This is a genomic window from Phaeovulum veldkampii DSM 11550, from assembly GCF_003034995.1.
Classification (GTDB): Bacteria; Pseudomonadota; Alphaproteobacteria; order Rhodobacterales; family Rhodobacteraceae; genus Phaeovulum; species Phaeovulum veldkampii.
This window is the reverse complement of sequence record NZ_PZKF01000020.1, coordinates 1-25,732: the sequence shown is the minus strand read 5'-3', so window position 1 is coordinate 25,732 and position 25,732 is coordinate 1. Positions and strand designations below refer to the sequence as shown.

At 64.5% G+C, this 25,732-nt stretch carries 30 protein-coding genes, 2 tRNA genes and 1 pseudogene; 23 read left to right on the top strand and 10 right to left on the bottom strand.

Annotated features, from left to right (window positions below; genetic code table 11):
* The first annotated feature begins 53 nt into the window (after nt 1-53).
* From C5F46_RS09940 to hisH, 4 genes are all read left to right on the top strand, one after another.
* Entirely contained in the window at nt 54-371 is a 318-nt protein-coding gene (locus C5F46_RS09940) for a putative quinol monooxygenase (protein WP_107325197.1), read from the top strand.
* 220 nt (nt 372-591) lie between these two features.
* Nucleotides 592-666 (top strand) — tRNA-Gly (locus C5F46_RS09935).
* 102 nt (nt 667-768) lie between these two features.
* Entirely contained in the window at nt 769-1,356 is a 588-nt protein-coding gene (gene hisB / locus C5F46_RS09930; protein ID WP_107325196.1) for an imidazoleglycerol-phosphate dehydratase HisB, read from the top strand.
* On the top strand, nt 1,356-1,994 hold the full coding sequence (gene hisH / locus C5F46_RS09925; protein WP_107325195.1) for an imidazole glycerol phosphate synthase subunit HisH: 639 nt from the start codon (nt 1,356-1,358) through the stop codon (nt 1,992-1,994). The genes hisB and hisH overlap by 1 nt, the downstream gene beginning before the upstream one ends.
* 21 nt (nt 1,995-2,015) lie before the next feature.
* On the opposite strand, the gene C5F46_RS09920 is transcribed toward hisH, so the two are convergent.
* Nucleotides 2,016-2,396 (bottom strand): DUF2147 domain-containing protein, encoded by a 381-nt coding sequence (locus tag C5F46_RS09920; protein ID WP_107325194.1) that lies wholly within the window; start codon nt 2,394-2,396, stop codon nt 2,016-2,018.
* A gap of 140 nt (nt 2,397-2,536) precedes the next feature.
* Here C5F46_RS09920 and hisA point away from each other — a divergent pair, with 140 nt between their 5' ends.
* From hisA to C5F46_RS09895, 5 genes are read left to right on the top strand one after another with little or no spacing between them, the layout of a single operon-like run.
* The gene (gene hisA / locus C5F46_RS09915; RefSeq protein WP_107325193.1) at nt 2,537-3,256 is read left to right on the top strand and encodes a 1-(5-phosphoribosyl)-5-[(5-phosphoribosylamino)methylideneamino]imidazole-4-carboxamide isomerase; all 720 of its coding nucleotides are present in this window, start codon (nt 2,537-2,539) and stop codon (nt 3,254-3,256) included.
* A complete protein-coding gene (locus tag C5F46_RS09910; protein WP_133618530.1) occupies nt 3,253-3,546 on the top strand; it encodes a hypothetical protein in 294 nt (97 codons plus the stop codon). Before hisA ends, C5F46_RS09910 begins: the two co-directional genes overlap by 4 nt.
* A gap of 56 nt (nt 3,547-3,602) precedes the next feature.
* Entirely contained in the window at nt 3,603-4,361 is a 759-nt protein-coding gene (hisF, locus tag C5F46_RS09905) for an imidazole glycerol phosphate synthase subunit HisF (protein WP_107325191.1), read from the top strand.
* A complete protein-coding gene (locus C5F46_RS09900) occupies nt 4,358-4,669 on the top strand; it encodes a phosphoribosyl-ATP diphosphatase (protein WP_107325190.1) in 312 nt (103 codons plus the stop codon). Before hisF ends, C5F46_RS09900 begins: the two co-directional genes overlap by 4 nt.
* Nucleotides 4,666-5,415: an alpha/beta hydrolase gene (locus C5F46_RS09895; RefSeq protein WP_107325189.1), complete on the top strand. Its 750-nt coding sequence runs from the start codon at nt 4,666-4,668 to the stop codon at nt 5,413-5,415. The genes C5F46_RS09900 and C5F46_RS09895 overlap by 4 nt, the downstream gene beginning before the upstream one ends.
* 43 nt (nt 5,416-5,458) lie before the next feature.
* Here the strand turns inward: C5F46_RS09895 and phaZ are convergent, their stop codons facing one another.
* A complete protein-coding gene (gene phaZ, locus C5F46_RS09890; protein ID WP_107325188.1) occupies nt 5,459-6,724 on the bottom strand; it encodes a polyhydroxyalkanoate depolymerase in 1,266 nt (421 codons plus the stop codon).
* A 99-nt stretch (nt 6,725-6,823) separates the two neighbouring features.
* Between phaZ and phaC the strand changes: the two genes are divergently transcribed.
* The 5 genes from phaC to C5F46_RS09865 all read left to right on the top strand — a co-directional run bounded on the left by phaC (nt 6,824) and on the right by C5F46_RS09865 (nt 12,409).
* Nucleotides 6,824-8,617 carry a class I poly(R)-hydroxyalkanoic acid synthase gene (phaC, locus tag C5F46_RS09885; RefSeq protein WP_107325187.1) on the top strand — a complete coding sequence of 598 codons (1,794 nt, stop codon included), beginning with the start codon at nt 6,824-6,826 and terminating at the stop codon, nt 8,615-8,617.
* 134 nt (nt 8,618-8,751) lie between these two features.
* Complete coding sequence (locus C5F46_RS09880) at nt 8,752-9,204, top strand: phasin family protein (protein WP_107325186.1); 453 nt, start codon at nt 8,752-8,754, stop codon at nt 9,202-9,204.
* Between the two features lie 119 nt (nt 9,205-9,323).
* Nucleotides 9,324-9,884 (top strand): polyhydroxyalkanoate synthesis repressor PhaR, encoded by a 561-nt coding sequence (phaR, locus tag C5F46_RS09875; RefSeq protein ID WP_107325185.1) that lies wholly within the window; start codon nt 9,324-9,326, stop codon nt 9,882-9,884.
* Between the two features lie 150 nt (nt 9,885-10,034).
* Nucleotides 10,035-11,981 carry a threonine--tRNA ligase gene (thrS, locus tag C5F46_RS09870; protein ID WP_107325215.1) on the top strand — a complete coding sequence of 649 codons (1,947 nt, stop codon included), beginning with the start codon at nt 10,035-10,037 and terminating at the stop codon, nt 11,979-11,981.
* Between the two features lie 221 nt (nt 11,982-12,202).
* Nucleotides 12,203-12,409: a cold-shock protein gene (locus tag C5F46_RS09865; RefSeq protein WP_107325184.1), complete on the top strand. Its 207-nt coding sequence runs from the start codon at nt 12,203-12,205 to the stop codon at nt 12,407-12,409.
* A gap of 82 nt (nt 12,410-12,491) precedes the next feature.
* Here the strand turns inward: C5F46_RS09865 and C5F46_RS09860 are convergent, their stop codons facing one another.
* A complete protein-coding gene (locus tag C5F46_RS09860) occupies nt 12,492-12,815 on the bottom strand; it encodes an ArsC/Spx/MgsR family protein (protein ID WP_107325183.1) in 324 nt (107 codons plus the stop codon).
* A gap of 118 nt (nt 12,816-12,933) precedes the next feature.
* Here C5F46_RS09860 and C5F46_RS09855 point away from each other — a divergent pair, with 118 nt between their 5' ends.
* Entirely contained in the window at nt 12,934-15,000 is a 2,067-nt protein-coding gene (locus C5F46_RS09855; protein ID WP_235820140.1) for a polysaccharide biosynthesis protein, read from the top strand.
* 43 nt (nt 15,001-15,043) lie between these two features.
* Here C5F46_RS09855 and C5F46_RS09850 read toward each other — a convergent pair whose 3' ends face one another.
* Both C5F46_RS09850 and mgtE read right to left on the bottom strand, forming a co-directional pair.
* Nucleotides 15,044-15,595 (bottom strand): 5-formyltetrahydrofolate cyclo-ligase, encoded by a 552-nt coding sequence (locus tag C5F46_RS09850; RefSeq protein ID WP_107325181.1) that lies wholly within the window; start codon nt 15,593-15,595, stop codon nt 15,044-15,046.
* Nucleotides 15,592-16,977: a magnesium transporter gene (mgtE, locus tag C5F46_RS09845; protein ID WP_107325180.1), complete on the bottom strand. Its 1,386-nt coding sequence runs from the start codon at nt 16,975-16,977 to the stop codon at nt 15,592-15,594. The genes C5F46_RS09850 and mgtE overlap by 4 nt, the downstream gene beginning before the upstream one ends.
* A gap of 121 nt (nt 16,978-17,098) precedes the next feature.
* Between mgtE and guaD the strand changes: the two genes are divergently transcribed.
* Nucleotides 17,099-18,403 (top strand): guanine deaminase, encoded by a 1,305-nt coding sequence (guaD, locus tag C5F46_RS09840; RefSeq protein ID WP_107325214.1) that lies wholly within the window; start codon nt 17,099-17,101, stop codon nt 18,401-18,403.
* On the opposite strand, the gene hisN is transcribed toward guaD, so the two are convergent.
* Nucleotides 18,367-19,182: a histidinol-phosphatase gene (gene hisN / locus C5F46_RS09835; protein WP_107325179.1), complete on the bottom strand. Its 816-nt coding sequence runs from the start codon at nt 19,180-19,182 to the stop codon at nt 18,367-18,369. The genes guaD and hisN overlap by 37 nt on opposite strands.
* Nucleotides 19,183-19,262: 80 nt before the next feature.
* Nucleotides 19,263-19,625: a helix-turn-helix domain-containing protein gene (locus tag C5F46_RS09830; RefSeq protein WP_107325178.1), complete on the bottom strand. Its 363-nt coding sequence runs from the start codon at nt 19,623-19,625 to the stop codon at nt 19,263-19,265.
* Between the two features lie 311 nt (nt 19,626-19,936).
* On the opposite strand from C5F46_RS09830, the gene C5F46_RS09825 reads away from it, so the two are divergent.
* A complete protein-coding gene (locus C5F46_RS09825; protein ID WP_107325177.1) occupies nt 19,937-20,899 on the top strand; it encodes an NADPH:quinone oxidoreductase family protein in 963 nt (320 codons plus the stop codon).
* Between the two features lie 127 nt (nt 20,900-21,026).
* Complete coding sequence (locus C5F46_RS09820; RefSeq protein WP_107325213.1) at nt 21,027-21,746, top strand: Bax inhibitor-1/YccA family protein; 720 nt, start codon at nt 21,027-21,029, stop codon at nt 21,744-21,746.
* A gap of 48 nt (nt 21,747-21,794) precedes the next feature.
* On the opposite strand, the gene C5F46_RS09815 is transcribed toward C5F46_RS09820, so the two are convergent.
* Nucleotides 21,795-22,772 (bottom strand): type I glyceraldehyde-3-phosphate dehydrogenase, encoded by a 978-nt coding sequence (locus C5F46_RS09815; RefSeq protein WP_107325176.1) that lies wholly within the window; start codon nt 22,770-22,772, stop codon nt 21,795-21,797.
* A gap of 207 nt (nt 22,773-22,979) precedes the next feature.
* On the opposite strand from C5F46_RS09815, the gene C5F46_RS09810 reads away from it, so the two are divergent.
* Nucleotides 22,980-23,055, top strand: a tRNA-Phe gene (locus C5F46_RS09810).
* Nucleotides 23,056-23,116: 61 nt separating this feature from the next.
* A complete protein-coding gene (locus tag C5F46_RS17260; protein ID WP_328588565.1) occupies nt 23,117-23,737 on the top strand; it encodes a DUF6538 domain-containing protein in 621 nt (206 codons plus the stop codon).
* Here C5F46_RS17260 and C5F46_RS16625 read toward each other — a convergent pair.
* Entirely contained in the window at nt 23,668-23,892 is a 225-nt protein-coding gene (locus C5F46_RS16625; protein WP_168796872.1) for a hypothetical protein, read from the bottom strand. The genes C5F46_RS17260 and C5F46_RS16625 overlap by 70 nt on opposite strands.
* Nucleotides 23,893-24,033: 141 nt before the next feature.
* Here C5F46_RS16625 and C5F46_RS09800 point away from each other — a divergent pair, with 141 nt between their 5' ends.
* On the top strand, nt 24,034-24,456 hold the full coding sequence (locus tag C5F46_RS09800) for a helix-turn-helix domain-containing protein (protein WP_107325175.1): 423 nt from the start codon (nt 24,034-24,036) through the stop codon (nt 24,454-24,456).
* A 2-nt stretch (nt 24,457-24,458) separates the two neighbouring features.
* On the top strand, nt 24,459-24,743 hold the full coding sequence (locus C5F46_RS09795) for a hypothetical protein (protein WP_146160221.1): 285 nt from the start codon (nt 24,459-24,461) through the stop codon (nt 24,741-24,743).
* Nucleotides 24,744-24,785: 42 nt separating this feature from the next.
* Here the strand turns inward: C5F46_RS09795 and C5F46_RS09790 are convergent, their stop codons facing one another.
* Complete coding sequence (locus C5F46_RS09790; RefSeq protein ID WP_235820139.1) at nt 24,786-24,938, bottom strand: hypothetical protein; 153 nt, start codon at nt 24,936-24,938, stop codon at nt 24,786-24,788.
* Nucleotides 24,939-25,296: 358 nt separating this feature from the next.
* Here C5F46_RS09790 and C5F46_RS09785 point away from each other — a divergent pair.
* A pseudogene (locus tag C5F46_RS09785) lies at nt 25,297-25,732 on the top strand (hypothetical protein); the annotation flags it as partial.

Sequence of the window (25,732 nt, the reverse complement as noted above, 5' to 3'; positions counted from 1 at the left end):
TTCGGGGCTGAAACGGTCGCTGTCGATAACGCAATATTAAAGAGTGCCGCCGAATGAACGACGAAACCCGCGCGGACGACGCCACAGGCCCAGTGCGTCTTTCAGGCAAGTTGATCTGTTCCTGCCTGATGGATGTCGAGGTCATCAAAGCGAACCTTCCCGAGCATGTTCGGCTGTCTCTGCAAGAACCCGGATGCCCGTCGTTCAAGGTTTGGCAGACCGACGACCAACTGGTTTGGGGAATTGAAGAGAGTTTCATCGACCCCTCTGCGTTCGCACATCACCAACAGCGAACCCGTGCCTCTGCATGGTGGGCGGCAACTGCCGAGATTCCACGCAGCTACACAATCACAGGCCTTCGCTCTGAGTGAATGTCGGCCCCGGCCGGCTTTCCTTTTCAACGCTCGAGGTAGCCCCGCCCCTGCCCCCAGCGGTCCGGGCAGCGGATGACCGCCCTGCGGCCAGAGCCCCCTGCCTAAAGCCCAAAATTTTCCTTCCTCCCTGCATTTTCCTCTTGCAGCCCCCGGTCGGAGTTTATAAATCCCCGCTCACCGAAAGGGACGCGGCAACGCGGACTGGCCGGGACGGAGCGCGGGCGTAGCTCAGGGGTAGAGCATAACCTTGCCAAGGTTAGGGTCGTGAGTTCGAATCTCATCGCCCGCTCCAATTTTCGAAAAGGGCACCGGAAACGGTGCCTTTTCGCGTTTCACGCCCTTCCCCTGCGGCGCGGCCCTGCCTATAACGCGCCAGACAGTATCGGAGGCGCATATGCGGACCGCGACCATCACGCGCAAGACGGCCGAAACCGAGATCACCGTGACGGTGAACCTCGACGGCACGGGCGTCTATGACAACCTGACCGGCGTGGGTTTTTTCGATCACATGCTGGACCAGCTCGCCCGCCATTCGCTGATCGACATCACCCTGCGCGCCACCGGCGATCTGCACATCGACGACCACCACACCGTCGAGGATACCGGCATCACGCTGGGCCAGGCGCTGGTGGCGGCGCTGGGCGACAAGCGCGGCATCCGCCGCTATGGCCATTTCGATCTGGCGATGGATGACACTCTGGTGCGCGCGGCGCTTGATCTGTCGGGGCGGCCCTATCTGGTGTGGCTGGTCGATTTTCCGACCGCCAAGATCGGCAGCTTCGACACCGAACTGGTGCGCGAGTTCTTCCAATCGCTGTCAACCCATGCCGGAATGACGCTGCATGTCACCCGGCTGAACGGGATCAACAGCCACCACATCGCCGAGGCCGCGTTCAAGGCGGTGGCGCGCGCGCTGCGCGCCGCAGTGGAGCCTGACCCGCGGATGGCAGGGGTGCTGCCCTCCACCAAGGGTGCGCTGTGATGCTGACGGTTCTGGTCGATTACGATTCGGGCAACCTGCATTCGGCCCAGAAGGCGTTTCAACGGATGGCGGCCGAGGTGGGTGGGGGCGAGATCCTCGTGTCGTCGAAGGCCGAGGACGTAGCACGCGCCGACCGGATCGTGCTGCCCGGCGACGGGGCCTTCCCCGCCTGTCGGCAGGCGCTGGATGGCTATGGCGGGCTGTTCGAGGCGATCGAAGAGGCGGTGGTGGGCCGCGGGCGGCCGTTTCTGGGCATCTGCGTCGGTATGCAAATGCTGGCAAGTTGGGGGCGCGAATATCACGACACGCCAGGCTTTGACTGGATCGGCGGCGAGGTGGTGCGGATCGTCCCCGCCGACCCGGCGCTGAAGGTGCCGCATATGGGCTGGAACGATCTGGTGGTGGACCGCGCGCATCCGATGCTGGACGGCATCGCCACCGGCGATCACGCCTATTTCGTGCATTCCTACCACTTTCGCGTGGCCGACCCCGCACATCTGCTGGCCCATGCCGATTACGCCGGGCCGATCACAGCGATCATCGGGCGCGACAATATCGTGGGCACCCAGTTTCACCCGGAAAAAAGCCAGGCCACCGGGCTGCGGCTGATCGGCAACTTCCTGCGCTGGCGGCCCTGACGGGCCGCCTGCCAGGGCGGGCTATTTCACGCGGTTCCAGACCTGTTTCTTGCAGATCGGCCCGACGCAGCCCGACACATTCAGCACATCGCCCGACAGCGCCATTTTCGATTTGTAGATCTTGCCGGTCGACGGCTGCCAGATCTTGCCGTCGCGATAGCCGCCCTTGCCGTCGGGCGCCATGTCCCACACCAGCGGCTTGCCGAGGTTTTCGGATTTGTATTCCGCCCCGGCCTTGAAGGTGCGGGCAATTGCACCGCACAGATGCGCACCGCAGGGGGCGATGCGCACATGGGCATAGGCGCCGTCATCGGCCTGCGTCTGCCAAACCCCCTCGACCGGATCGGCCGCCGCCATGCCCGCCACCAGCGCCAGCGCCGCGGCCAGAACGATTGATTTCATTGTCCCCTCCCTCACAGATCCTGCGATGACGCCACGCCCTCCGATTCCGGGCAAGCGTGACGTTGGGGCGCGCGGCCGCGCTTTGCATTCCGCCCCGCGCTGTGGCATGAGCCAGCCATCATCCCAGCCCGGAGACTGCCATGATCCTGTATCCCGCCATCGACCTGAAAGACGGCCAATGCGTGCGCCTGCTGCATGGCGACATGGACAAGGCTACGGTCTTTGGTGACGATCCGGCGGCGCAGGCCGCGCAGTTCGAGGCGGCAGGGTGTGAGTGGGTTCACCTGGTGGACCTGAACGGCGCTTTTGCGGGGGCCCCGGTCAACGCCGCGGCGGTCGAGGCGATTTTGGCCCGCGTGCAGGTGCCCTGCCAACTGGGCGGCGGCATCCGCGACATGGCCACGATCGAGGGTTGGCTGGGCAAGGGGCTGGCCCGCGTCATTCTGGGCACGGTTGCGGTGGAAAACCCCGATCTGGTGCGGCAGGCCGCGCGCGCCTTCCCTGGCCAGGTGGCGGTAGGGATCGACGCGCGCGGCGGCCGCGTGGCGACCAAGGGCTGGGCCACCGAAACCGATGTGATGGTGACCGATCTTGCCCGCAGCTTTGAAGATGCCGGCGTGGCCGCGATCATCTACACCGACATCCTGCGCGATGGCGCGATGGGCGGCCCCAACATCGCGGCGACCGAGGCGCTGGCGCGCGCGGTCTCTATCCCGGTGATCGCCTCGGGTGGCGTGTCGTCGCTGGCCGACCTGATCGCGCTGCGCGACACCGGCGTCATTTCGGGTGCGATCTCGGGCCGCGCGCTTTACGATGGCGCGATAGATCTGGCGGCGGCGCTGGTCGCGATGCGCACATGACCCGCGGACGACGGCACGCTTATCTTGCTTTGCTTGTGCTGCTGCTGATCGGGCTGGGACCGATCATATCGTTACTGATCGCGGGCACAATCGCCGAGGTGAACGGCTGCGCGCTTGACGAAGGCGGCAGACACCCCTGCCTTGTGCTGGGCGTCGATCTGGGGGAAATGCTTTACCTTATGGCCGCATCATTCTGGTTTTCGTTCCTCACCCTGCCTCTCGCGGCGCTGGCAACCTTGAGCATTGTCGTGATGGGGCTGACCGACCTGATCCGGCGTCTGAACCGTTGACCCCTTTCGCCGGGCGCGTTGGCAGGCTAGAAACCGGTCTATCTGAAAGGGCCGCCATGCTGAAAACCCGCATCATCCCCTGCCTCGACGTGGCCGATGGCCGCGTGGTGAAGGGCGTCAACTTTGTCAACCTGATCGACGCGGGCGACCCGGTCGAGGCGGCGCGGGCCTATGATGCCGCAGGCGCGGATGAGCTGTGTTTTCTTGATATTCACGCCACCCATGAAAACCGCAGCACGATGTATGACCTTGTGACCCGCACGGCGGAACACTGCTTCATGCCTCTGACAGTGGGCGGGGGGGTGCGCACACCGCAGGATGTGCGCGCGCTGTTGCTGGCAGGGGCGGACAAGGTGTCGTTCAACTCGGCCGCCGTGGCCAACCCCGACGTGGTGGCCGACAGCGCCGACCGCTTTGGCAGCCAATGCATCGTGGTGGCGATCGACGCGAAGACCGTCGCGCCCGGCCGGTGGGAGATTTTCACCCACGGCGGGCGCAAGCCCACGGGCATCGACGCGGTGGAATTTGCACGCACCGTCGCCGCCAAGGGCGCTGGCGAGATTTTGCTGACCTCGATGGACCGCGACGGCACGCGCGCGGGCTTCAATATCCCGCTCACGCGCGCAATTTCGGATGCGGTAAACATCCCCGTCATCGCCTCGGGCGGGGTGGGCACCCTCGATCATCTGGTCGAAGGGGTGACGTTGGGCGGGGCCAGCGCGGTGCTGGCGGCCTCGATCTTCCATTTTGGCGATTACACCATTGCGCAAGCCAAGGCGCATATGGCCGCCGCAGGCATCGCGGTGCGGCCATGAGTCCGCTCGGCCGTCTGGCAGCCACCATCGCGGCACGCAAGGGGGCCGACCCCGACAGTTCCTGGACGGCCAAGCTGCTGGCCAAGGGGCCGGAAAAATGCGCCGAGAAATTCGGCGAAGAGGCGGTGGAAGCGATCATCGAGGCGGTCAGGGGCGACCGCACCCGGTTGACCGCCGAGGCCGCCGATGTGATCTATCACCTGCTGGTGATGCTGGCCGCGCGCGATGTGACGCTGGCCGATGTCGAGGCGGAACTGGCGCGGCGCGAGGGCACCTCGGGGCTGACCGAGAAGGCCGCGCGCGGGTGAGTGGATATCTGGATACCCCCGAAGGCCGCCGCATCGCCTTCAACCGCACCGACGGGGCGGGGCCGGGCGTGGTGTTTCTGGGCGGCTTCCGGTCGGATATGGATGGCACCAAGGCGCTGGCGCTGGAGGCCTGGGCGCGCGCGCAGGGCCGGGCCTTTGTGCGGTTCGACTATTCCGGCCACGGCAAAAGCGGCGGCACGTTCGAGGCGGGCTGCATCGGAGACTGGTTCGAGGATGCGCGCGCAGTGATTTCGGCGCAGGCGGCTGGGCCGCAGGTGCTGGTCGGTTCCTCTATGGGCGGGTGGGTTTCGCTGCTGATCGCGCGCGAGATGCCCGAAACCGTGGCGGGGCTTGTGACCATCGCCGCAGCCCCCGATTTCACCGAAGACAGCATGTGGGCCGGGTTCACCGATGCACAGCGCGCCGAACTGCTGACCACGGGGCAGACCACACTGTCCTCGGACTATGGCGCGCCCTACATCATCACCCGACGCCTGATCGAAGACGGGCGCGACCGGCTTGTGCTGCGCAGCCCGCTGCCCCTGCCCTTCCCCACGCGGTTCCTGCAAGGCACCGCCGATGCCGATGTGGACCTGTCGGTGGCGTTGCGTCTGCTGGCCCATGCAGGGGGCGACGACATGCGCCTGACGCTGGTCAAGGGCGCCGATCACCGTTTCTCGACACCCGACTGCCTGCGGCTGATCGAAGACAGCGTGGCCGAGGTTCTGGCCCGGATCGGCGGCTAGCGCGTCACCTCCAAGCCCTTGCGGGCTTGGGGGTGGCCCGGCCTCAGACCGCGCGGATCGGCGCCACCTTGGGGCCGTTGTCGGCGTTCTGGTCGATGAAATCCAGCACCAGCGGGCGGATGTTGTTGCGCCAGCTTTTCCCGGCAAAGATGCCGTAATGGCCCGCGCCCGGCTCCAGATGGCTGGCCTTTTTCGAATCGGGCAGCCCGGTGCACAGCGCCAGCGCGGCGATGCACTGACCCGGCGCCGAGATGTCGTCATTCGCGCCCTCGACGGTTTTCACCGCAACGCTGGTGATCTTGCCGATATCGACCTGATGGCCATCGACCACAAAGCAGTTCTGCGCGATTTCGCGGGCCTTGAAGATGCGTTCGACGGTGGAGAGATAAAATTCCGCCGTCATGTCCATCACCGCCAGATATTCATCATAAAAGCGGTTGTGGTTGTCGTGTTCCGAGCCATCGCCCTGCGCCTCGGCCATGATCTTGTCCGAAAACGCCTTGGTGTGCTTTTCCGAATTCATCGAGATGAACGAGGCCAGTTGCATCAGCCCCGGATATACCAGCCGCCCGGCGCCTTTGTATTTGAACCCCACGCGCTGAATCACCATGTGTTCCAGTTGGCCCATCGTCACCCGGCGGCCAAAATCGGTAACCTCGGTCGCGGCGGCGTCCGGGTCGATCGGGCCGCCGATCAGGGTCAGGGTCCTGGGCTGCGCGGCGGGCTCGATCTCGGCCAGATAGGCGGTGGCGGCCAATGTCAGCGGCGCCGGTTGGCAAATTGCGATCACGTTCAGATCGGGGCCAAGATGGCGCATGAAGTCAACGAGATAGAGGGTATAATCCTCGATGTCGAACTTGCCCTCGGACACCGGAATATCACGGGCATTGTGCCAGTCGGTGACGTACACCTCGCAATCGGGCAACAGGCTGTGCACGGTGGACCGCAGCAGCGTGGCGTAATGACCCGACATCGGCGCCACCAGCAGCACCCGGCGCGGCATCGGCGCCCGACCCGCAACGCGGAAATGGATCAGATCGCCAAAGGGCCGCGTCACCAGCGTTTCGACATTGACCAGATGGTCGCGCCCGTCGGCACCGGGGATCGAATGGATGCCCCAGTCCGGCTTGATGACCATGCGGGCAAAGCTGCGCTCGGTCACCCGGCCCCAGGCCGACATCACCTTGAACATCGGATGCGGCACAAGCCCCCAGACCGGATAGGAGGCCATCGCACGCGCAGAGGCGCCCATCCATTCATTGGTGTTCCTGATGGTTTCCATCAGGTCGTAGCTCATCATGCCTTTCATCGCGTCTCCTTGGGCGGGGCGGGCCGTGAAATCGTCGCTTTACGCTGGCTTGGGCGCGACGTTATGTTTCACGACGGAGGATAGGGAGGAAACATTCATATGACAACAAGCGACATCGGCCCGCCTGCTGCATCGCAGCAAATGACCGAGAATCTCGCCAAAGTCGAGGCTTTGTCGCAACGCCTGATCGCGGCATTGGCGCAAAAGCGCGCGCCCAACCCCGCGCTGGAGGGACCGGGAAGCGATTTATATCTGAAAGCCGGGGCCGCGGCCCTGAAAGACTGGATGACCAACCCGGCCAAGGTGTTCGAAACCCAGGTCGGCTATTGGGCGCAGGCGATGACGCATTACCTTGAAGCCACGCAGGCACTGGCCAAGGGCACACTCTCGCCGCCCGAGGACACCGGCCCGAAGGATCGGCGGTTTACCAACCCGCTGTGGGACAGTCACCCATATTTCAACTTTGTCAAACAGCAGTATCTGATCGCCGCCAACGCGATGGAAGATGCCGTGACAAAGCTGGAAGGGCTGACCGAAACCGACCGCCGCCGGGTGAATTATTTCACCCGCCAGATCATCGACATGATGGCGCCAACCAACTTTCTGGCCACCAACCCCGATGCGCTGGAACGCGCGGTGGCGACCGAGGGCGAAAGCCTTGTGCGCGGGATGGAAAACCTTGTCCGCGATATCGAGGCCAACAGCGGCGATCTGATCGTGACACTGGCCGACCCGACCGCCTTTGTGGTGGGCGACAATCTGGGCACCGCCGAAGGCTCGGTCGTGTTCCGCAACCGCCTGTTCGAGCTGATCCAGTATGCCCCGCGCACCGAAACCGTCTACAAGACGCCAATCATCATCTTTCCGCCCTGGATCAACAAGTTCTACATCCTTGATCTGAAACCGCAGAACAGCCTGATCCGCTGGATCGTCGATCAGGGCTTCACGCTGTTCGTGGTGTCGTGGAAAAACCCCGACGCCTCTTACGCCGATGTCGGCATGGATGATTTCGTGCAGGACGGCTATTTGACCGCAATCAACGAGGTCAAGGCGATCACCGGCGAGAAAAAGGTGAACGCGGTCGGCTATTGCATCGCGGGCACCACGCTTGGCCTGACGCTGGCGCTGCTGGACAAGCGCAAGGACCGCTCGATCAACTCGGCCACCTTCTTTACCACACTGACCGACTTTTCCGATCAGGGCGAGTTTACCGCCTTCCTGCAGGATGATTTCGTCGATGGGATCGAACGGCAGGTGCAGCAGGATGGGGTGCTGTCGCGCTATTTCATGGCGCGGACGTTTTCGTTTCTGCGATCAACCGATCTGATCTATCAGCCTGCGATCCGCGCCTACATGCTGGGCGAGGCGCCTCCGGCCTTTGATCTGCTTTACTGGAACGGCGACGGCACCAACCTGCCGGGCAAGATGGCGATCGAATACCTGCGCGGCCTGTGTCAGGAAGACCGCTTTGCAGGCAAGGGCTTTGCCGTGCTGGGCGAAACGGTGCGGCTGTCGGGGGTCAAGGTGCCGCTCTGCGCGATTGCCTGCGAAACCGACCATATCGCGCCCTGGACCGCCTCGTTCAGAGGGGTGGCGCAGATGGGATCAAAGGACAAGACCTTCATCCTGACCCAGTCGGGCCATATCGCAGGCATCGTGAACCCGCCCGGCAAGGATAAATACGGCCATTACACCAGCGAGGCGCCGATCGAAGACCCCGAGATCTGGAAATCGGTCGCGGCCTTCCATCGCGGCAGTTGGTGGCCGCGATGGGGCGACTGGCTGACAACGCATTCGGGCAGGCGGATCCCCGCCCGTCACCCCGGCGATTCGGGGCACCCGGTGCTGTGTGCCGCCCCCGGAACCTATGTGCGCGAAACCAACTTGCCCTAAGGTCAAAGGCTTATGCCGCGGCGCAGGATTTTTCTGCGCCGCGGCATGTTTTGCTTGAAATGCTGCGGTGCAGCATTTATATCTGTTGCCAGAGATGACGCGGGCCGGGCGCCCGTAAACCAGGAGATACGGATATGGCCAAGACCCAAGACCTCACCAAGACGATGCAAGACATGATGGCGTCGTTCCCGATGGACATGAGCGCCATGCAGGACGCGTTCAAGACCCAGGCCGCGCTGGCCGAAAAGATGACCCGCGTGGCGCTGGACGCCGCCGAGAAATCGAACGAGATCACCTCGAAATGGACCAAGGAAACCATCGCCAAGATGAACGACCTGGCCAAAACGAAGGAAGACCCGGCCGATTACGCCAAGTCGATGAGCGATTTCGCCTCGTCCGCGGCTGAAATGGCTGCCGAAAACATGGCCGCCTTTGCCGAAGTCGCGAAAAAAGTGCAGATGGACACCGTCGAGCTGATGCTGGCCGCGGGCAAGGACATCACCGAAGAAACCACCGCCGCGGTGCAAAAAGCCACCGGCGAAGTGACCGCTGCGGCGAAGAAAGTGACCGCGGCCGCGGTGAAGTGATCCTTCACAAATCGCAATGATCGGGGCGGGCCTGCGGGTCCGCCCTTTTCTTTTGTTGCTTTTGCTGCGCCGCATATTAGGCTCCGCTGCGCTGCCAATAACGACAAGGGAGAGACCCGATGGCCGAAGACGCGAAGCCGTTGCTGATCAAACGCTACGCCAGCCGCCGTCTCTACAACACCGAAACCAGCGATTATGTCACGTTGGAGGATATCGCCGCCTTCATCCGCGCCGGGCGCGAGGTTCAGATCGTCGATCTGAAATCGGGCGATGACCTCACGCGGCAATATCTGCTTCAGATCGTCGCCGAACATGAAAGCCGGGGCGAAAGCGTGCTGCCGGTGGATGTGCTGACCGATCTGGTGCGCAGCTACACCACCAACGCGCAAAGCGTGGTGCCGCAGTTTCTGGCCGCCAGCTTTGAGATGCTGCGCGAGGGCCAGTCGAAGATGATGGAGAACTGGGCGCATTTCCCGAACCCGATGGCGTCGATGCCGGGGTTTGAGGCCTTGCAGCGGCAACAGCAGGCATTCCTTAAAACCATGATGGGCGGCTGGGTCGGGGCATCTGGCCCCGAAGACGAGGCCGAGGAGGGCGGCGACCGCGCCAAGGACCGCGAAGATCTGGCCGCGATCAAGACACAACTGGCCGAGTTGCAGGCGAAACTCTCAAAGCTGTAAGCGAACGCGGTTTACCGCCCCGCCGCTCTGATCTTGGCCATTCTGCCGCTGCCGTGCCCGGTTGACTTGGGCGCGCCAAAGGCAGATATCGCGCACATCATAACCCGCAGCCGGGCGTTCCGTGGGCGCCAAAACGACGAGGAGGCTATCTTGGCCCAAATCTCCCTTACCTTCCCCGATGGCAATGTGCGGCATTACCCCGCAGGCGTAACCGCCGCCGAGGTCGCCGCCTCGATCGCGCCGTCGTTGGCCAAGGCCGCGATTTCCGCCAGCCTTGACGGGCGCCATTACGACCTGCAATGGCCGATCACCGCCGATGCCGCGATTGCCATTCATACGATGAAGGACGACGCGCAGGCACTGGAACTGATCCGCCACGATCTGGCCCACGTCATGGCGCGCGCGGTGCAAGAAATCTGGCCCGAGGTGAAGGTGACCATCGGGCCGGTGATCGAAAACGGCTGGTATTACGATTTCGACCGCAGCGAACCCTTCACCCCTGAAGACCTTGGTCAGATCGAAGCCAAGATGAAGGAAATCATCAACCGCCGCGACCCGGTGACAACCGAGACCTGGGACCGCGACCGCGCGATCCGCCATTACGAGGCGATGAACGAGCCCTACAAGGTGGAACTGGTCGGCATGATCCCCGAGGGCCAGCCGATCCGCATGTATTGGCACGGCCACTGGCAGGATCTGTGCCGCGGCCCGCATCTGCAACACACCGGGCAGCTGCCGGCCGACGCCTTCAAGCTGATGAGCGTGGCCGGTGCCTATTGGCGCGGTGACAGCAGCCGCCCGATGCTGCAACGGATCTATGGCGTGGCGTTCCGGAACCGCGATGACCTGAAGGCCCACCTGACCATGCTGGAAGAGGCCGCCAAGCGCGACCACCGCAAACTGGGCCGCGAGATGGACCTGTTCCACATGCAGGAAGAGGCGCCAGGCCAGGTGTTCTGGCACCCGAACGGCTGGAACATCTACGTCACGCTCCAAGACTACATGCGCCGGATGCAGCGCCGCGATGGCTATGTCGAGGTCAACACCCCACAGGTGGTGGACCGGCGGCTGTGGGAAGCCTCGGGGCATTGGGAAAAATATCAGGAACATATGTTCATCGTCGAGGTGGACGAGGAGCATGCCCGCGAAAAGAGCATCAACGCGCTGAAGCCGATGAACTGCCCCTGCCATGTGCAGATCTTCAATGTGGGCCTGAAATCCTACCGCGACCTGCCACTGCGCATGGCCGAATTTGGCAGTTGCAACCGCTACGAGCCGTCGGGCGCGCTGCACGGCATCATGCGGGTGCGCGGATTTACCCAGGACGACGCCCACATCTTTTGCCGCGAAGATCAGATCGAGGTGGAAACAAAGAAATTCATCGAATTTCTTTCGACCGTCTATCACGATTTGGGATTTGAGCAGTTCAAGATCAAATTCTCTGACCGCCCCGAAAAGCGCGCGGGCAGCGATGAGGTCTGGGACAAGGCCGAAGGCGCGCTGATGGCGGCGACCAAGGCGGCGGGCTATGATTTCAGCATGAACCCCGGCGAAGGCGCCTTCTACGGGCCGAAACTGGAATTCGTACTGACTGACGCCATCGGGCGCGACTGGCAGTGCGGCACGTTGCAGGTGGATTTCGTTCTGCCCGACCGCCTGGATGCCAACTACATCGGCGAGGACGGCGCAAAGCACCGCCCCGTGATGCTGCACCGCGCCACCTTGGGCAGCTTTGAACGCTTCATCGGCATCCTGATCGAAAGCCACGCGGGCAAGCTGCCGTTCTGGATCGCGCCGCGGCAGGTGGTGGTGGCCTCCATCGTGTCGGACGCCGACCCCTTCGTGCTGGAGGTCGCCGCCGCGCTCAAGGCCGCAGGCATCCGCGCCGAAGCCGACATTCGCAACGAAAAGATCAACTACAAGGTCCGCGAACATTCGGTGGGCAAGGTGCCGGTGATTCTGGCCGTGGGCATGAAAGAGGTCGAAGACCGCACCGTCTCGGTGCGCCGACTGGGCGAGACACGGACCGAAACCGTCAGCTTCGCTGACATCGTAGCCAGCCTTGCCGCAGAAGCGACCCCGCCAGACCTGCGCTGACGGCAGGGCAAGAGCCTGCCGACAGGCGCAACCGCGACAACAGAGCCCCCGCCGGGGCCCTGTTTTCGGTTGATTTTGGCAGACGATGCGGCATCATCACGGTTGCGTGACTGCTGCCTTTCCTACCGCCTCCCTTCCTCGGGCTGCCGGAAATCGTGAAAGACCTGGCTGCACGGCCTTGGGCAATTTCGCCCGGGGATCACTGAGAATGGAGAAACGGGATGGCCACCGGCACCGTGAAATGGTTCAACGCGACCAAGGGTTTTGGCTTCATCGCCCCCGATGATGGCGGCAATGATGTGTTCGTGCACATCTCGGCGGTCGAGCGGGCCGGCCTGAAAGGGCTGAACGACAACCAGAAGATTTCCTACGAGCTGCAATCGGGCCGCGATGGCCGCGCCTCGGCCTCGGATCTGAAGCTGCTGTAATCGGGTCGGGCGCGCCCGAATCCGATCAGGCCCGGAGCGGCCCTCGCCTCTGCGTGGGCCGCTTGTCAGCTTGACTGCGGACTTACACCGCGTGGCGCGCCTGAACCTCGGCGCCCCAGCCCAGCGTCAGCACAGCACCCCGGATCACGGGTCGTTTCATCAGCGTGGGATGGGCGGCCAGCAGCGTGTCTGCATCGGCGGCGCGCTCGGCTTCGGGCAGCGCCCGCCATGTGGTCGAGGCACGATTGATCAGCCTGTCGCCAAACGCCGCCAGAAATTCCGCGCGCTCCGCCGAACTCAGCGGTACCTTGCGCACGTCACGAAACTCGACCATGTGCCCCGCCGCGCGCAGGGCCGTATCGGCCTTGCGGCAGGTGTCGCAATTAGGAATACCATAAAGGATCATCGCAGGCTCCGGTTTGGATGAGGTGCAGGATAGGCGCGGCATCCCGACAGGCAAGGGGCGATGGCCACTCATCTTTTGGAAACCTGAACGCGCTAGCACGGGGGGCATGAGATGGTTTTTGTCCCTGTCCCGGCCCGCCAAACGCGCCTTGCAAGGCGCGCTGGATGCCGCCCTGCTGGCGCTGGCCTTTCTGGCGGCGATGCTGCTGCGGCAGGAAAACCTGTTGTTCCTGCGCGATCAGGGGGTGTGGCTGGGCCTTGCAGTGGTCATCGCGCTGGCCTGCGCCGGGTTCCTGCGGTTCGGGCTATATGATTCGGTCGTGCGCTTTGCCGGGATGGCAACGATCCGGGCGGTGACGGCAGGGGTCGCGCTGGGGGCGCTGGGTCTGCATCTGGTCAGCCGCGACCATGGCCTTGAAGTGCCAGTTTCGGTGCCGCTGATCTTTGTCGCACTCGCGGTGCCGGTGGTTGGCGGTTGGCGCTTTGCCCTGCGCGGCATTCTTGCCCCGCCCTGGCGCGACCGGCGCGAGCCTGTATTGATCTATGGCGCGGGCGAGGCGGGCCGCCAGTTACGCGCCTGGTTGCGCCACAGCCCCGACCTGACCCCAACGGGTTTCATCGACGACAACCCGTTGCTGCACGGCGCCGTGATTGCCGACCTGCGGGTGCACCCCCCGACCGAAATCGACCATATCCTGCGCCGCGATGGCATCACGCGCATCCTGCTGGCGGTGCCCAGCGCCCGGCGCGAAGATCGCGCGCGCATCCTGGCCCGGCTGGAGCCATTTCCGATCCGGGTCCAGACCATTCCCACGCTGGGCGATCTGGTAGCGGGTCGCGCGGGCATCGGCGAGGTGCGCGAGTTGCGGGTGGAGGATCTTCTGGGCCGCGATCCGGTGCCCCCCCGCAGCGCGCTGATGTCTACCGACATCGCGGGCAAGGTGGTGCTGGTGACCGGCGCAGGCGGCTCGATCGGTGGCGAGTTGTGCCGGCAGGTGCTGCGGCAGGGGCCACGCCAGTTGTTGCTGTTCGATCTGTCGGAATATGCGCTTTATACGATCCATGAAGAGTTGCAGCAGTTGCGCAATACCCTGTCGGCCAGCCCGACGCCCGAGGTTATCCCCCTCACCGGGTCGGTGCAGGATGCGGGCCGGGTTGCCGCCATCCTCCAGCGGTTCGAGGTCGATACGATCTATCACGCCGCCGCCTACAAGCATGTGCCGCTGGTGGAAATGAACATGGTCGAGGGCCTTCGCAACAATGTCTTTGGCACATTGGTTCTGGCGCAAGAGGCGGCCACAGCCGGGGTCGGCTCGGTCGTGCTGATCTCGACCGACAAGGCGGTGCGCCCCACCAATGTGATGGGCGCTTCCAAGCGGTTGGCGGAATTGATCTTTCAGGCCCAGGCGCAGCTTCCGTCGGCCACCCGGTTTTCGATGGTGCGTTTCGGCAATGTGCTGGGGTCGTCGGGGTCGGTGATCGAAAAGTTTCAGCGGCAGATCACGGCGGGCGGGCCGGTCACGCTGACACACCCCGAAATCACGCGCTATTTCATGACCATCCCCGAGGCCGCGCAGCTCGTGATTCAGGCCGGGGCGATGGCGCGGGGCGGGGATGTTTTCGTGCTGGATATGGGCGCCCCGGTCCGCATTGCCGATTTGGCGCGGCGGATGATCCGCCTGTCGGGGCTGACCCCGCGCACAGGCACACAGCCCCCGCCGCAAGGGGCCGAGGCCGGCGAGATCGAGATCACCGTTACCGGCCTGCGGCCCGGCGAAAAACTGTTCGAGGAGCTGCTGATCGACACCGCAGCGCAGCCCACCGAACACCCGCGGATTCTGATGGCCGTTGACGCTGCCCTGCCCTGGAACACCCTGTCAGCCCTGCTACGCGCGTTACAACTCGCCTGCGATCAGGGCGATCTGGCCCGTATCAGGGCGCTGCTGACCAAGGCGTCCATCGGCTACCGGCCGTTGTCCGACATGGTCGACCCCTGCGCCGTCGCCATCACCTGTGCCACGACGGACAGCCCCGCGCTTGCGGCAGTGCCGATCGCCGCGCATGCGACCGCCGCGCCGATACAGGCCGCCGATGGCCGATTGCCAACGGGCCGCCCCTCACCCGCCTTTCCCGCGCCAGTCGCAACGACAACGCCACCGCCAAAGTTGCAGCAGGCTGCCCACTGACCTCCCCGCATGGGAGATCGGCGCCCCGCGCGGGCCAACAGGCTTAGCCCGGCACGATCACCTCGCGCTCGGTCACGATCAGCTCCAGCCGCTGATCGGTGAGTTCGACCGGAAGGTCGGGCACTTCCTGCGCGGCAAAGGCAAAACCGATCGCGGTAACAGGCCCCTCTGCCCGTAACCTTTGCAAACTGCGATCGTAGAACCCCCCGCCATAGCCCAGCCGAGCCCCGCTGCGATCGAAGGCCACCAACGGCACGATCACAACCGACGGGGTCCGCCAGGGCCCCGCCACCGGCACCAGCGCGCCAAAGGCCCCCGGCGCCATCGTCGCATCCGGCGACCAGTCACGAAAGGCCAGCGGCTGCCCGGCACCAAGGATCACCGGCACACACACCGGCCCGCGATGCGCAGCCATGGCGGGCAGCGGGTCGATCTCGGATCGCATCGGCATGTATCCGGCGAGTGTCGCGCCAGCATGACCGGCCAGCACCGCCGACAACCGGGCGCAGGCATCGCCCTGCCCCGCCGCATGGGCCACCTTGCGCGCAGCCAGCGCCGCGGTGCGGATCGCGGCCTTGGCCTCGGCGAGCATCATATCAGGATCAGCGTTGCAAGCCCGAGGAAGGCGAAGAAGCCGATCACGTCGGTCATCGTGGTCACGAAGGTGCCCGAGGCCAGCGCCGGATCGAGGTTGAATCGCTCCAGCATCAGCGGCACCAGAACCCCGGCGAGCGCCGCGACCACCAGGTTGATCAACATGGCCATGCCCAGCACCACCCCCAGCATGGCCGAGCCATAGGCCAGATAGCCCACCGCGCCCATGATCAGCGCAAAAAACAACCCGTTGATCGCCCCCACCATCGCCTCGCGCCGGACCACGCGCCCCGCGTTCGATGAGGTCAGGCTCTTGGTGGCCAATGCCCGTACTGCAACCGCCAGCGATTGCGTGCCGGCATTCCCCCCCATCGAGGCCACGATCGGCATCAGCGCCGCCAGCGCCACAATCGCCTCGATCGTGCCGGAAAACTGCGAGATGACGACGGCCGCCACATTCGCCGTCAGCAGGTTGACCAGCAGCCACGGGGTGCGCTGGCGCACCGTTTCCAGAACCGTGTCCGACAGCGAACTATCCTCGCCCACGCCGGCAAAGCGCAGGATGTCTTCTTCGTGTTCGGCATCCAGCACCGCCATCGCGTCGTCGATGGTGATGACGCCCACAAGCCGGTCATCTTCATCGACCACGGGGGCCGAGATCAGGTGATACTGGTTGAAGGCATAGGCAACGTCGGCCTCTTCCTGCAGCACGCTGATGGTGCGGAAACTGTCTTCGGTGATGTCGCGCAGGGGCACCACCCGCCCTGACGACAGCAGCCGCCCCAGCGTGACATAGCCCACCGGATGCATCCGCGGGTCTACCAGAATGATGTGATAGAACTGGTCGGGCAGCCATTCCTCGGCGCGCAGAAAGTCGATCGCCTCGCCCACCGTCCAATGCTCGGGCGCGGTTACCACCTCGCGCTGCATCAGGCGACCGGCGGAATATTCCGGGTAGGTCAGCGACTGTTCTACCGCCGCCCGGTCGGCATCTTCCAGCGCCCCGAGGATAGCCTCTTGCTGCGGCTCCTCCAGATCTTCGATCAGATCGACCACATCGTCCGAATCAAGCTCGCGCACGGCCTCGGCCAGCACGTCGCGCGGCAGCGCGTCGATCACCTCTTCACGGATCGCTTCGTCAATCTCGGTCAGGATGTCGCCGTCAATCTCGCGGCCCCACAGGCGCAGCAGAGCGCGCCGGTCGGCACCGCCGATCTGTTCCAGAAGGTCGGCGACATCGGCGGCGTGCAGCGGCTCGATCAGGTCGATCAGCCGTGCGGAATCGGCGGCTTCGACCGCTTCGAGAATCTGGTCAACCAGATCCGCGTCCAGCTCATAATCCACTTCCTCGCGGTCGTCTTGTGCTGCCCGTTCGTCTGCCATGCCGCCCCCTGCCGGTTTTGCGGCACCTTACCCGAACGGGCCGTGCGAAAACAGGGGCTGCGGGCGATTTACCCGCCCCGCGCAGCAGCTTAGCATGGGGTCAGAACGAAAGGGCGCAGGCATGGCAGAGCTGGTGATCGGGCAGGTTATTTCCTGGGCAGGCGACCCCTTTGCCGAGGGGCCGGGGGCGGCGCGGCTGTGGTCGCAGGGGGGTGTGCTGATCGAGGGCGGCCACATCGCCGCGGTGGGCGCGGCAGACAGTCTGCGCGTGGCACATCCGACGGCACGGGTAACGGACTATGGCAGCCGCCTGATCTCGGCCGGGTTCATCGACACGCATGTACATTACCCGCAGACCGGGATCATCGCCAGTTGGGGCAAGCGGCTGATCGACTGGCTGAACAGCTATACCTTCCCCGAGGAGATGCGCTTTGCCGACCCGGCCTATGCCGCAGAAATTGCCGCGCGCTACCTTGATCTGGCGCTGGCGCATGGCACCACGACGATGTGCAGCTATTGCACGATCCACACCGAAAGCGTTGACGCCTTTTTTTCCGCGGCCGAGGCGCGGGGCCTGCGCGCGCTGGCCGGCAAGACCTGCATGGACCGCAACGCCCCCGAGGGCCTGCGCGACACGGCGCAGGCCGCCTATGACGACAGCAAGCGCCTGCTGACCCGCTGGCACGGGCGGGGACGGCTGTCCTATGTCCTTACGCCGCGGTTCGCGCCAACCTCGACGCCGGGGCAGTTGCAGGCGCTGGGGGCGCTGTGGGCCGAGCACCCCGATTGTCTTATGCAAACACATCTGAGCGAGCAGACCGACGAAATCGACTGGGTTCTTTCACTTTTCGAACATGCCCGCGATTATCTGGATGTTTATGAAAGGCACGGCCTGCTGGGGCCGAACGGGGTTTATGGCCATGCCATCCACCTGACCGCGCGTGAGCGTGACCGGCTGGCCGAGATGGGGGCAGCGGTGGCGCACTGCCCGACATCAAACACCTTCATCGGGTCGGGGCTGTTCGACATGGCCGGTTTGACCCGCGCAGGGCTGCGGGTGGGGCTGGGCACCGATACCGGCGGCGGGTCGTCGTTTTCGATACTGCGCACGATGGCTGCGGCCTATGAGGTCGCGCAACTGCGGCACACCCCGCTTCACCCCGCGCAATTGTGGTGGCTGGCGACCCAAGGTTCGGCACGCGCCCTGCGGATAGCCGACAAGGTGGGCAATATCGCACCGGGAATGGAAGCCGATCTGGTGGTGATCGACCTTGCCTCGACCCCCGCCATCGCGCAACGCAGCACGCGCGCGACCGATTTCTGGGAGGCTCTGTTCCCCACCATCATGATGGGCGACGACCGGGCGGTGACAGCGGTCTGGGTTGGCGGTCAGCCGGCGGCCAGAACCGCCAGCGCCTGCGCGTGAATCTCGTGGTTCGCGGCGGCCAGCACCTGCCCACCGTCCTGCGCGGGGCCGCCCTGCCAGTTGGTGACAATCCCGCCCGCAGCCTCGATCACCGCAATCGGGGCGGCCACGTCATAGGCCTGCAACCCCGCCTCGACCACCAGATCGACCTGCCCCGCGGCGATCATCGCATAGCCATAACAATCGGTGCCATAGCGGGTCAGCCGCGCCTGGCGGGACAGGCGGTGGAAGGCCGCCCCCTCGGCCGGGGTGCCGACCTCGGGAAAGGTGGACAGGATGATGGCCTCGGCCAGCGGCCGCGCCGCTCGCGCCCGCAGCGCGCGCAGCCCCAGCGGCCCGGTCATTTCGCAACGACCAAAACCACCGGCAAAGCGTTCCCCCACATAGGGCTGGTCGATCAGGCCAAACACCGGCCCCTCTGCATCGGTCAGCGCGATCAGAACACCCCAGGTGGGCAGGCCCGATAAATAGGCCCGTGTGCCGTCGATCGGGTCAAGAACCCAAGTCAGCCCGCTACTGCCCGCCTGCGGCCCGTATTCCTCGCCCAGGATCGCATCGGCGGGGCGGCGGGCCGCCAGTATGTCGCGCATAGCTCGTTCGGCGGCTCGGTCGGCCACCGTCACCGGGTCAAACCCCTGCGCCAGCTTGCTGTCGGCCTCCAGACCATCGGCCCGGAAATGCGTCAAGGTCGCAAACCGCGCAGCATCGGCCAAAGCGTGGGCGGTGCCGATCAGATCGGCCCGTTCAGCATCGCTCAGACTGTCGGACAAACGGGCCACACCACCCTCCCAGAAATCTGCAAGAGCGGTAGCGGCCCGGCGTCATCGGGTCAAGGCGAGACCTGCCCGCCCCGACCGGATCACGCCGCGTCCGACAGAACCTTGGCCAGATCGAACAGGCGCCGCCGCTGCGCCTCGGGGATCGCATAATAGGACCGGATCAGAAGCAGGGCTTCTTTGTCGGCCAGCAGATCGCCCTCAATCTCGGCATCGGTGCGGTTGCCCGTGTCGAGCCCCTCGAAAAAGAACGAGATCGGCACCTCCATCGTATCGGCGATATCCCACAGACGGGAGGCCGAAACGCGGTTCATACCGGTTTCGTATTTCTGAATCTGCTGGAACTTGATTCCGACACGGTCAGCAAGTTGCTGCTGCGTCATACCGATCATCCAGCGGCGGTGACGGATACGCTTTCCGACATGTACATCTACGGGATGTTTCATTCGTTACTCCTGCTATACACACCATAATCCGGCAAATTTCGTGCCATTCCAGTTAACAATGCCAAATTACACCAAAACCTGCCCAAAAAGACAGGTCTTTGCGCACAGCCGGAGCGGGAAATCGGCCGCAAACGTCGCTTGGCGCCCCCGAAACGGCGCCTTCGGTCGGTTTCTCGGCATGATCGCACCGCGAATCTGTCACTCAATCTGAGCGTGTCATCGGCGCGGGGGGGCTGGCGCGCACTGGTCAGGCCGCATCCGGCCCGCTAGTTTTTGACCGACCGGTCCCGCAACAGCCTGAAAGACACCGAATGCGCGCCTTCCAGATCATCGTCGCGGGCCAGCCGCCCGCCCTGACCGACCTGCCCCGTCCGGCCCCCGGACCGGGCGAGCTGCGCGTGGCCATTGCGGCCTGCGGGTTGAACTTTGCCGATCTGCTGATGATCGAGGGCAAGTATCAAGATACCCCCGCCGCGCCCTTCACGCTGGGAATGGAGCTGGCCGGCACGGTCGAGGCGCTGGGGCCGGGCGTCACCGGCCCTGCCCCCGGCACCCGCGTTGCGGTCTTTGCCGGCCAGGGCGGGCTGGCCGAGGCGGGGGTGTTCCCGGCTGAACGGTGCATCCCCCTGCCCGAAAACGTGAGCTTTGAGACCGCGGCGGCGTTGCAGATTGCGCATGGCACCAGCCATGTGGCGCTGGGGTATCGCGCGGGGCTGAAGCCCGGCGAAACGCTGGTGGTGCTGGGGGCTGCGGGTGGCGTCGGGCTGGCCGCGGTCGAGATCGGGCACCTGATGGGCGCGCGGGTGGTCGCGGTGGCGCGCGGGGCCGACAAGCTGGCGGTGACACAGGCCGCGGGGGCCGATCATCTGATCGACGCCGACACGCCCGACCTGCGGGCGGCGCTGAAGGGGCTGGGCGGCGCTGATGTGGTGTATGATGCGGTGGGCGGCACGCTGGGCGAAGCGGGCCTTGCCGCGTTGCGCCCCGGCGGGCGGTTTCTTGTGGTGGGCTTTGCCTCGGGCGCACAGCCGCAGGTGAAACTGAATCACCTGCTGGTCAAGAACCTGACGGTGCACGGCCTTTACTGGGGCGGCTACCTGAAGCTGGCGCCCGCCGTGCTGGCCGACAGTCTGGCACAAGTGTTCGCCTGGGCCGCCGCTGGCGCGATCCGCCCTCATGTCAGCCACAGTCTGCCGCTGGACCGCAGCGCCGAGGCGCTGGAACTGCTGCGCGGCCGCAAGGCCACCGGCAAGGTGGTGGTCACGATGACCTGACCGGGGGGACCGGGCCGGGTTTTTCGCGCCAGGCGCTTGAAAACCCCACCGCGCCTGCCGATATTGCGCAAGGACGGCTGCCGGGCATTTGGCGCGGCGGTCGCAACTGTTCCAACTGGAGGCTTACATGGCTGACTTCAACACGTTGCGCGCCAGCCAGGCAGGCGCCCGCGCCGCGCAGATCGACGAGGGCCTGCGCGCCCATATGAACAAGGTTTACGGGCTGATGTCCGTTGGCATGATCGTGACCGGGCTTGTGGCCTGGCTGGTCGGCACCAACGAGATGTTGCTGGCGCAGATCTTTGGCACGCCGCTGAAATGGGTGGTGATGTTCGCGCCGCTGATCGTGGTCTTTGCCTTTGGCGCGATGATTCACAAGATGTCGGTGGCGACCGCGCAGGCCGTGTTCTTTGGCTATGCCGCGCTGATGGGTCTGTCGATCAGCTTCATCTTCGCCGTCTACACCGGCGTGTCGATCACGCAGACCTTCCTTGTCACGGCGATCGCCTTTGCCGGCCTGTCGCTTTATGGCTACACCACCAAACGCGATCTGTCGGGCTTTGGCACCTTTCTGGTGATGGGGCTGATCGGTCTGATCGTCGCCTCGATCGTCAACATCTTCCTCGCGTCGAGCGCGCTTCAGTTCGCCATCTCGGTGATCGGGGTGCTGATCTTTGCGGGGCTGACCGCCTTTGACACGCAGAACATCAAAAACACCTATCTGCAACTGGCGCAATCGGATGACGAGTTTCTGGGCAAGGCCGCCATCATGGGCGCGTTGCAGCTTTACCTCGACTTCCTGAACCTGTTCATGTTCCTGCTTCAATTCCTGGGCAACCGCGAATAACAGCAGCCTCACCGCACAGGGAAAACCCCGCCTTCGGGCGGGGTTTTTTCATGTCATCCGCAGGGCCATGTCCAGCATCCGGTTTGAAAAACCCCATTCATTGTCATACCAGCCGAAAACACGCAGCATCCCCCCAGCCGTGATGCGGGTTTCAGGCAGAGCCATCACGATGCTTTCGGGCCGCGCCCGCAGATCAGAGGACACCAGCGGCAGATCGGTCGCACCGATCACGCCGCCCGTAGCGCGGAAGGCCGCATTCACCGCAACCACGTTGGCGGGGCGTTCGGTCATCACCGCCAGATCGACCGCCGAGACCGAGGCCACCGGCACCCGCACCGCCGAGCCCTGCACCCGCCCGGCCAGTTCGGGCAGCACCAGATCCAGCAGACGTTGGGCGCTTGTGGTCGTGGGCACCATCGACAGTGCCGCCGCGCGCGAACGCGCGAAATCACCACCCGGCGCATCCACCGTGGGCTGGCTGCCGGTATAGCAATGAATCGTGGTCATCGACCCGGTGACAACGCCCCAGCCCTCGTTCAGCAACCGCACCAGCGGCGCCAGCGCATTCGTGGTGCAAGATGCGTTGGAAACGATGCGCTGATCACGCAGCGCCGCATCATTGGCGCCCAGCACCACAGCAACCTCGGCGGCCTTCGAGGGGCCGGACACCAGCACCCGGTGCGCGCCTGCGGCCAGCCCCCGCCCGGCAATCTCTGAACTGTCGGCGCGGCCGGTGCATTCCATGACCACATCCACGCCCGCAAGGTCGAGCGCCGAAAGATCAGCCGCCCGGTGCAGCGGAAAGGCGCGCCCGTTCACCACCAGCGCGCCCTCCTCCAGCGCCACCCGCCCCGGAAACGGGCCAAAAACGCTGTCATACTGGAACAGGTAGGCGCATATCTCGGGGGTGGCGATGTCGTTCAGCCCGACGATCTCCAGCCCCGGCCAGCGCTCCGGCGCCAATGTCGCGGCTCGCAGCACCGACCGCCCGATCCGCCCGAACCCGTTGATGAAAACCCGTGCCATCCTGCCGCCCGCCTCATGCTGCCCGGCCCGCCGCGGGGCCGCGCGCGACCCTAAGACCCGCCACCCGCCCCGTCCAGCCCGGCGCCCCCCTAGAAGCCTCCACCGCCCCGTCACAGCTCATGCAGGTTTTTGCCAAAACCCTCTGGACAGCCCCGGCGCCCTCGTCTAAAGACGGCGCACCCCAAGGCTGACGCTGCGGGAAACGGTGCCCAGATAGCTCAGTTGGTAGAGCAGCGGATTGAAAATCCGCGTGTCGCTGGTTCGATTCCGGCTCTGGGCACCACCTTCACCGCCAAGCCCTTGAACAGCCTCAGCTTTGTCCTTGGATGGAGCGAGCGTAGAACATGGCGGAGAACAAAGCTGCACCCCACTCATTTGTGAAAGACGGGGTCTACTACTTCATCAGACGCGTTCCGAATGACCTTCGGCACCACTATACGTCCCCAAAAATCTCCTACTCCCTGCGAACAAGGTCGGTCACCGTGGCGGCTTCCCGTGCCGTTAGGGCAGCCCAGAAGCTGGACGAGTATTGGTATCACCTCAGGATCAGCGACAGTGATCTGCCGGGGAAACATCTTCTCCGCATGGCTGGGAACGGTGGCTTTGCTTCTTCTGCGCCCCCGATGGCGTCGACGGCGGCTGTAACGGCCAGCGTGAAGCTCTCGGAAGCGGTCGGCATCTACTTGCGGCTCAAGGGCAAGGGCCGCCCCGTGACCTTCCAGCGATCTGCTGAGAGGTCGTGTGGCTACGTTATCGACGTCTGTAGTGACAAGGACATCACGACCTATACCAAGGCGGACGCAAACGCTTTCCGTGGCCGCCTCCGTCTCCTTGAACATGCGCTTTTCGATCACGCTGATGTTGAGGTTGGTCGTGGACATGGCACTCTCCCTGATCAATTCACACCCGACACCGAACCATCCCTCTCCCTCTCCGCCCCGCGTTGCTTGGTGGCGCGCTTCTGAAATCGCTCCCACCCAGTCATGGTCAGCAGGCGGGTCTTGGGCGTGATCTCGACAAATTCGAGTCGCCCGTCGTTCATCAAGGCACGAATCTGCGCCGTGCTGAGCCCAACAAGGGCGCCAAGTTCCTTGGGCGACAGCAGCTTTTCCTGTGACAAACCCCTCTCCTTTGCTAAAAATGGATGAAAACACATTGAATGCTGTGCGGGGTCGTGGTTCGATGGTGAAGCGCAGACGTTAACGCACAAATGTGCGTCTATATGCGTTTCTGCGTCAAAGCAAGTGACCTTATGTCAAGAATGGTGAATCGTCCGGATACCTACCTCGGCGGCCTCGGCGCGCGCATGGCGATCGCGCGCAACGAGCTTGGCCTGTCGCAGGCCCGGATGGCCGACGCCCTCGCCATGTCACAGCGGGCCTATCAGAGCTACGAGACTGGCAAACGCTCGATGCCGGTCGAAGCGCTGGTCGACATGCACCGCCAGTTCGGCGTGGACCTGAACTGGATCCTGTTGGGGGTCGCAGCGGTGCGCCCGGGCCACGATCTGGCGGCGCTGGAAGGGTTCGAGACTGCACTCGAGCGCCACCTCAGCGCGACCGGCATCCGCCTCAAAAGCGAGAAGCGCGCGGCGATTGTGGCGCGCTGGTATCGGTCGTTCCTGGAGGGGAAGGAAATCCCCATAGACGACGTCCACACCTGGATCGAATTGTTGAGAGAATGAAGATGGGATTCGAGAAGAGCGTCGCCTGGCAGCGGCACCAGCTGGCGACGATGGAACGGATGCATCGGGATCTGGCGCGCTATACCCATCCGGTGATCCGCGTAGTGGGGCTGTGTGGGGCAGTCTATCTGGCGAGCTGGGCGTTGGTGATGGTGCTGGGGGCTGGTGCATGGGCTATGGTGGTCGTGGCGGCGGTGTCAGCGGCCGCGCTGGTGCTTGGTGCTCCGGCCTTTGTCCTAGCGATCGGGGTGGAGCGGTATGCTCGGGGGCGGTTGGAGAAGGTCTGACGAATTCGAAGGGCCGATCATGAGTTTCGGCGCTAAAGCCGCTCAGGAACCCGCGCCCTTCTCGCCGATTTCAATGAACGATCCGCCTTCGACCCGGGCACCGGGAACGTAGCTCTCCATGACGATCCGCAACTTCTCCTCGTCAGGCCAGGTCCACCGTCCCACCGTCTCGTCCAGGACCCGAAACGATCCCATGAACCCTTCACCTACTTCCTACCTCCACGTGCAGTCGCGCGGAGGATCGGCTGCAAACGCTCTGGCCGAAAGCCGTGACTTTAATGGGGAAAGCCATCGCTTACCGTTGATCGCATAGGGTGTCGCGGTTGAACCACCGGAGTCTCGCTCGCCGCCTCGGGCTGTACAGCATCGACGCGGCCGCCATGGTATGGTGCCCTTGCGGGTGGGCGCTGCACCGCGTCCTTGAGGGTCACTTCCGGAAACGACTTGTATCTGCTGGCATCAATGAGGTTCGATCCTACATCGCGTGGCGAGGAGGGCGGATCGGCGCTAGAGTGGCACTGCGATCTTTGCTCAGGTTATTAACGAGGCTCTCATGTCCATCCTGACCCGACGCGCGATTCTGGCGGCGCCGTTCGTGATCGCGGCGCTGAGCGGCGCCGGGCCTGCGCGGGCGGCGCCCGGCGATCCCTCGCCCGGGCTGATGATCCTGACCGGGTTTCGCGGCACCGACCCCGCAAGCCCCGAGGCGGCGCAGGTCTGCCGGATGCTCGCGCGTGGCGAAATCGCCGGGGTGCTGCTGCTCGAGCGCAACATCCGCTCCCCCGAGCAGCTTTCCCGCCTGACCAATGCCCTGCGCGCGGCCTCGCCCGCCCTGCCCCCGGTCATCGCCCTCGATCAGGAGGGGGGCAAGGTCGCGCGGCTTGGCGCGGCGCAGGGCTTTCTTGACTGGCGCGGCGCGGCCGATCTGGCGCGCGATACGGCCAGCTCCGAGGACATCTACGCCTATTACGCGCCGCGCGCGCAACAAC

Coding starts and splice junctions, on each gene's coding strand:
- C5F46_RS09940 (WP_107325197.1), top strand. CDS start 54: ATGAACGACGAAACCCGCGCGGACGACGCCACAGGCCCAGTGCGTCTT.
- hisB (WP_107325196.1), top strand. CDS start 769: ATGCGGACCGCGACCATCACGCGCAAGACGGCCGAAACCGAGATCACC.
- hisH (WP_107325195.1), top strand. CDS start 1,356: ATGCTGACGGTTCTGGTCGATTACGATTCGGGCAACCTGCATTCGGCC.
- C5F46_RS09920 (WP_107325194.1), bottom strand. CDS start 2,396: ATGAAATCAATCGTTCTGGCCGCGGCGCTGGCGCTGGTGGCGGGCATG.
- hisA (WP_107325193.1), top strand. CDS start 2,537: ATGATCCTGTATCCCGCCATCGACCTGAAAGACGGCCAATGCGTGCGC.
- C5F46_RS09910 (WP_133618530.1), top strand. CDS start 3,253: ATGACCCGCGGACGACGGCACGCTTATCTTGCTTTGCTTGTGCTGCTG.
- hisF (WP_107325191.1), top strand. CDS start 3,603: ATGCTGAAAACCCGCATCATCCCCTGCCTCGACGTGGCCGATGGCCGC.
- C5F46_RS09900 (WP_107325190.1), top strand. CDS start 4,358: ATGAGTCCGCTCGGCCGTCTGGCAGCCACCATCGCGGCACGCAAGGGG.
- phaZ (WP_107325188.1), bottom strand. CDS start 6,724: ATGAAAGGCATGATGAGCTACGACCTGATGGAAACCATCAGGAACACC.
- phaC (WP_107325187.1), top strand. CDS start 6,824: ATGACAACAAGCGACATCGGCCCGCCTGCTGCATCGCAGCAAATGACC.
- C5F46_RS09880 (WP_107325186.1), top strand. CDS start 8,752: ATGGCCAAGACCCAAGACCTCACCAAGACGATGCAAGACATGATGGCG.
- phaR (WP_107325185.1), top strand. CDS start 9,324: ATGGCCGAAGACGCGAAGCCGTTGCTGATCAAACGCTACGCCAGCCGC.
- C5F46_RS09865 (WP_107325184.1), top strand. CDS start 12,203: ATGGCCACCGGCACCGTGAAATGGTTCAACGCGACCAAGGGTTTTGGC.
- C5F46_RS09860 (WP_107325183.1), bottom strand. CDS start 12,815: ATGATCCTTTATGGTATTCCTAATTGCGACACCTGCCGCAAGGCCGAT.
- C5F46_RS09850 (WP_107325181.1), bottom strand. CDS start 15,595: ATGATGCTCGCCGAGGCCAAGGCCGCGATCCGCACCGCGGCGCTGGCT.
- mgtE (WP_107325180.1), bottom strand. CDS start 16,977: ATGGCAGACGAACGGGCAGCACAAGACGACCGCGAGGAAGTGGATTAT.
- guaD (WP_107325214.1), top strand. CDS start 17,099: ATGGCAGAGCTGGTGATCGGGCAGGTTATTTCCTGGGCAGGCGACCCC.
- C5F46_RS09830 (WP_107325178.1), bottom strand. CDS start 19,625: ATGAAACATCCCGTAGATGTACATGTCGGAAAGCGTATCCGTCACCGC.
- C5F46_RS09825 (WP_107325177.1), top strand. CDS start 19,937: ATGCGCGCCTTCCAGATCATCGTCGCGGGCCAGCCGCCCGCCCTGACC.
- C5F46_RS09820 (WP_107325213.1), top strand. CDS start 21,027: ATGGCTGACTTCAACACGTTGCGCGCCAGCCAGGCAGGCGCCCGCGCC.
- C5F46_RS09815 (WP_107325176.1), bottom strand. CDS start 22,772: ATGGCACGGGTTTTCATCAACGGGTTCGGGCGGATCGGGCGGTCGGTG.
- C5F46_RS17260 (WP_328588565.1), top strand. CDS start 23,117: ATGGCGGAGAACAAAGCTGCACCCCACTCATTTGTGAAAGACGGGGTC.
- C5F46_RS09800 (WP_107325175.1), top strand. CDS start 24,034: ATGGTGAATCGTCCGGATACCTACCTCGGCGGCCTCGGCGCGCGCATG.
- C5F46_RS09795 (WP_146160221.1), top strand. CDS start 24,459: ATGGGATTCGAGAAGAGCGTCGCCTGGCAGCGGCACCAGCTGGCGACG.
- C5F46_RS09790 (WP_235820139.1), bottom strand. CDS start 24,938: ATGGGATCGTTTCGGGTCCTGGACGAGACGGTGGGACGGTGGACCTGG.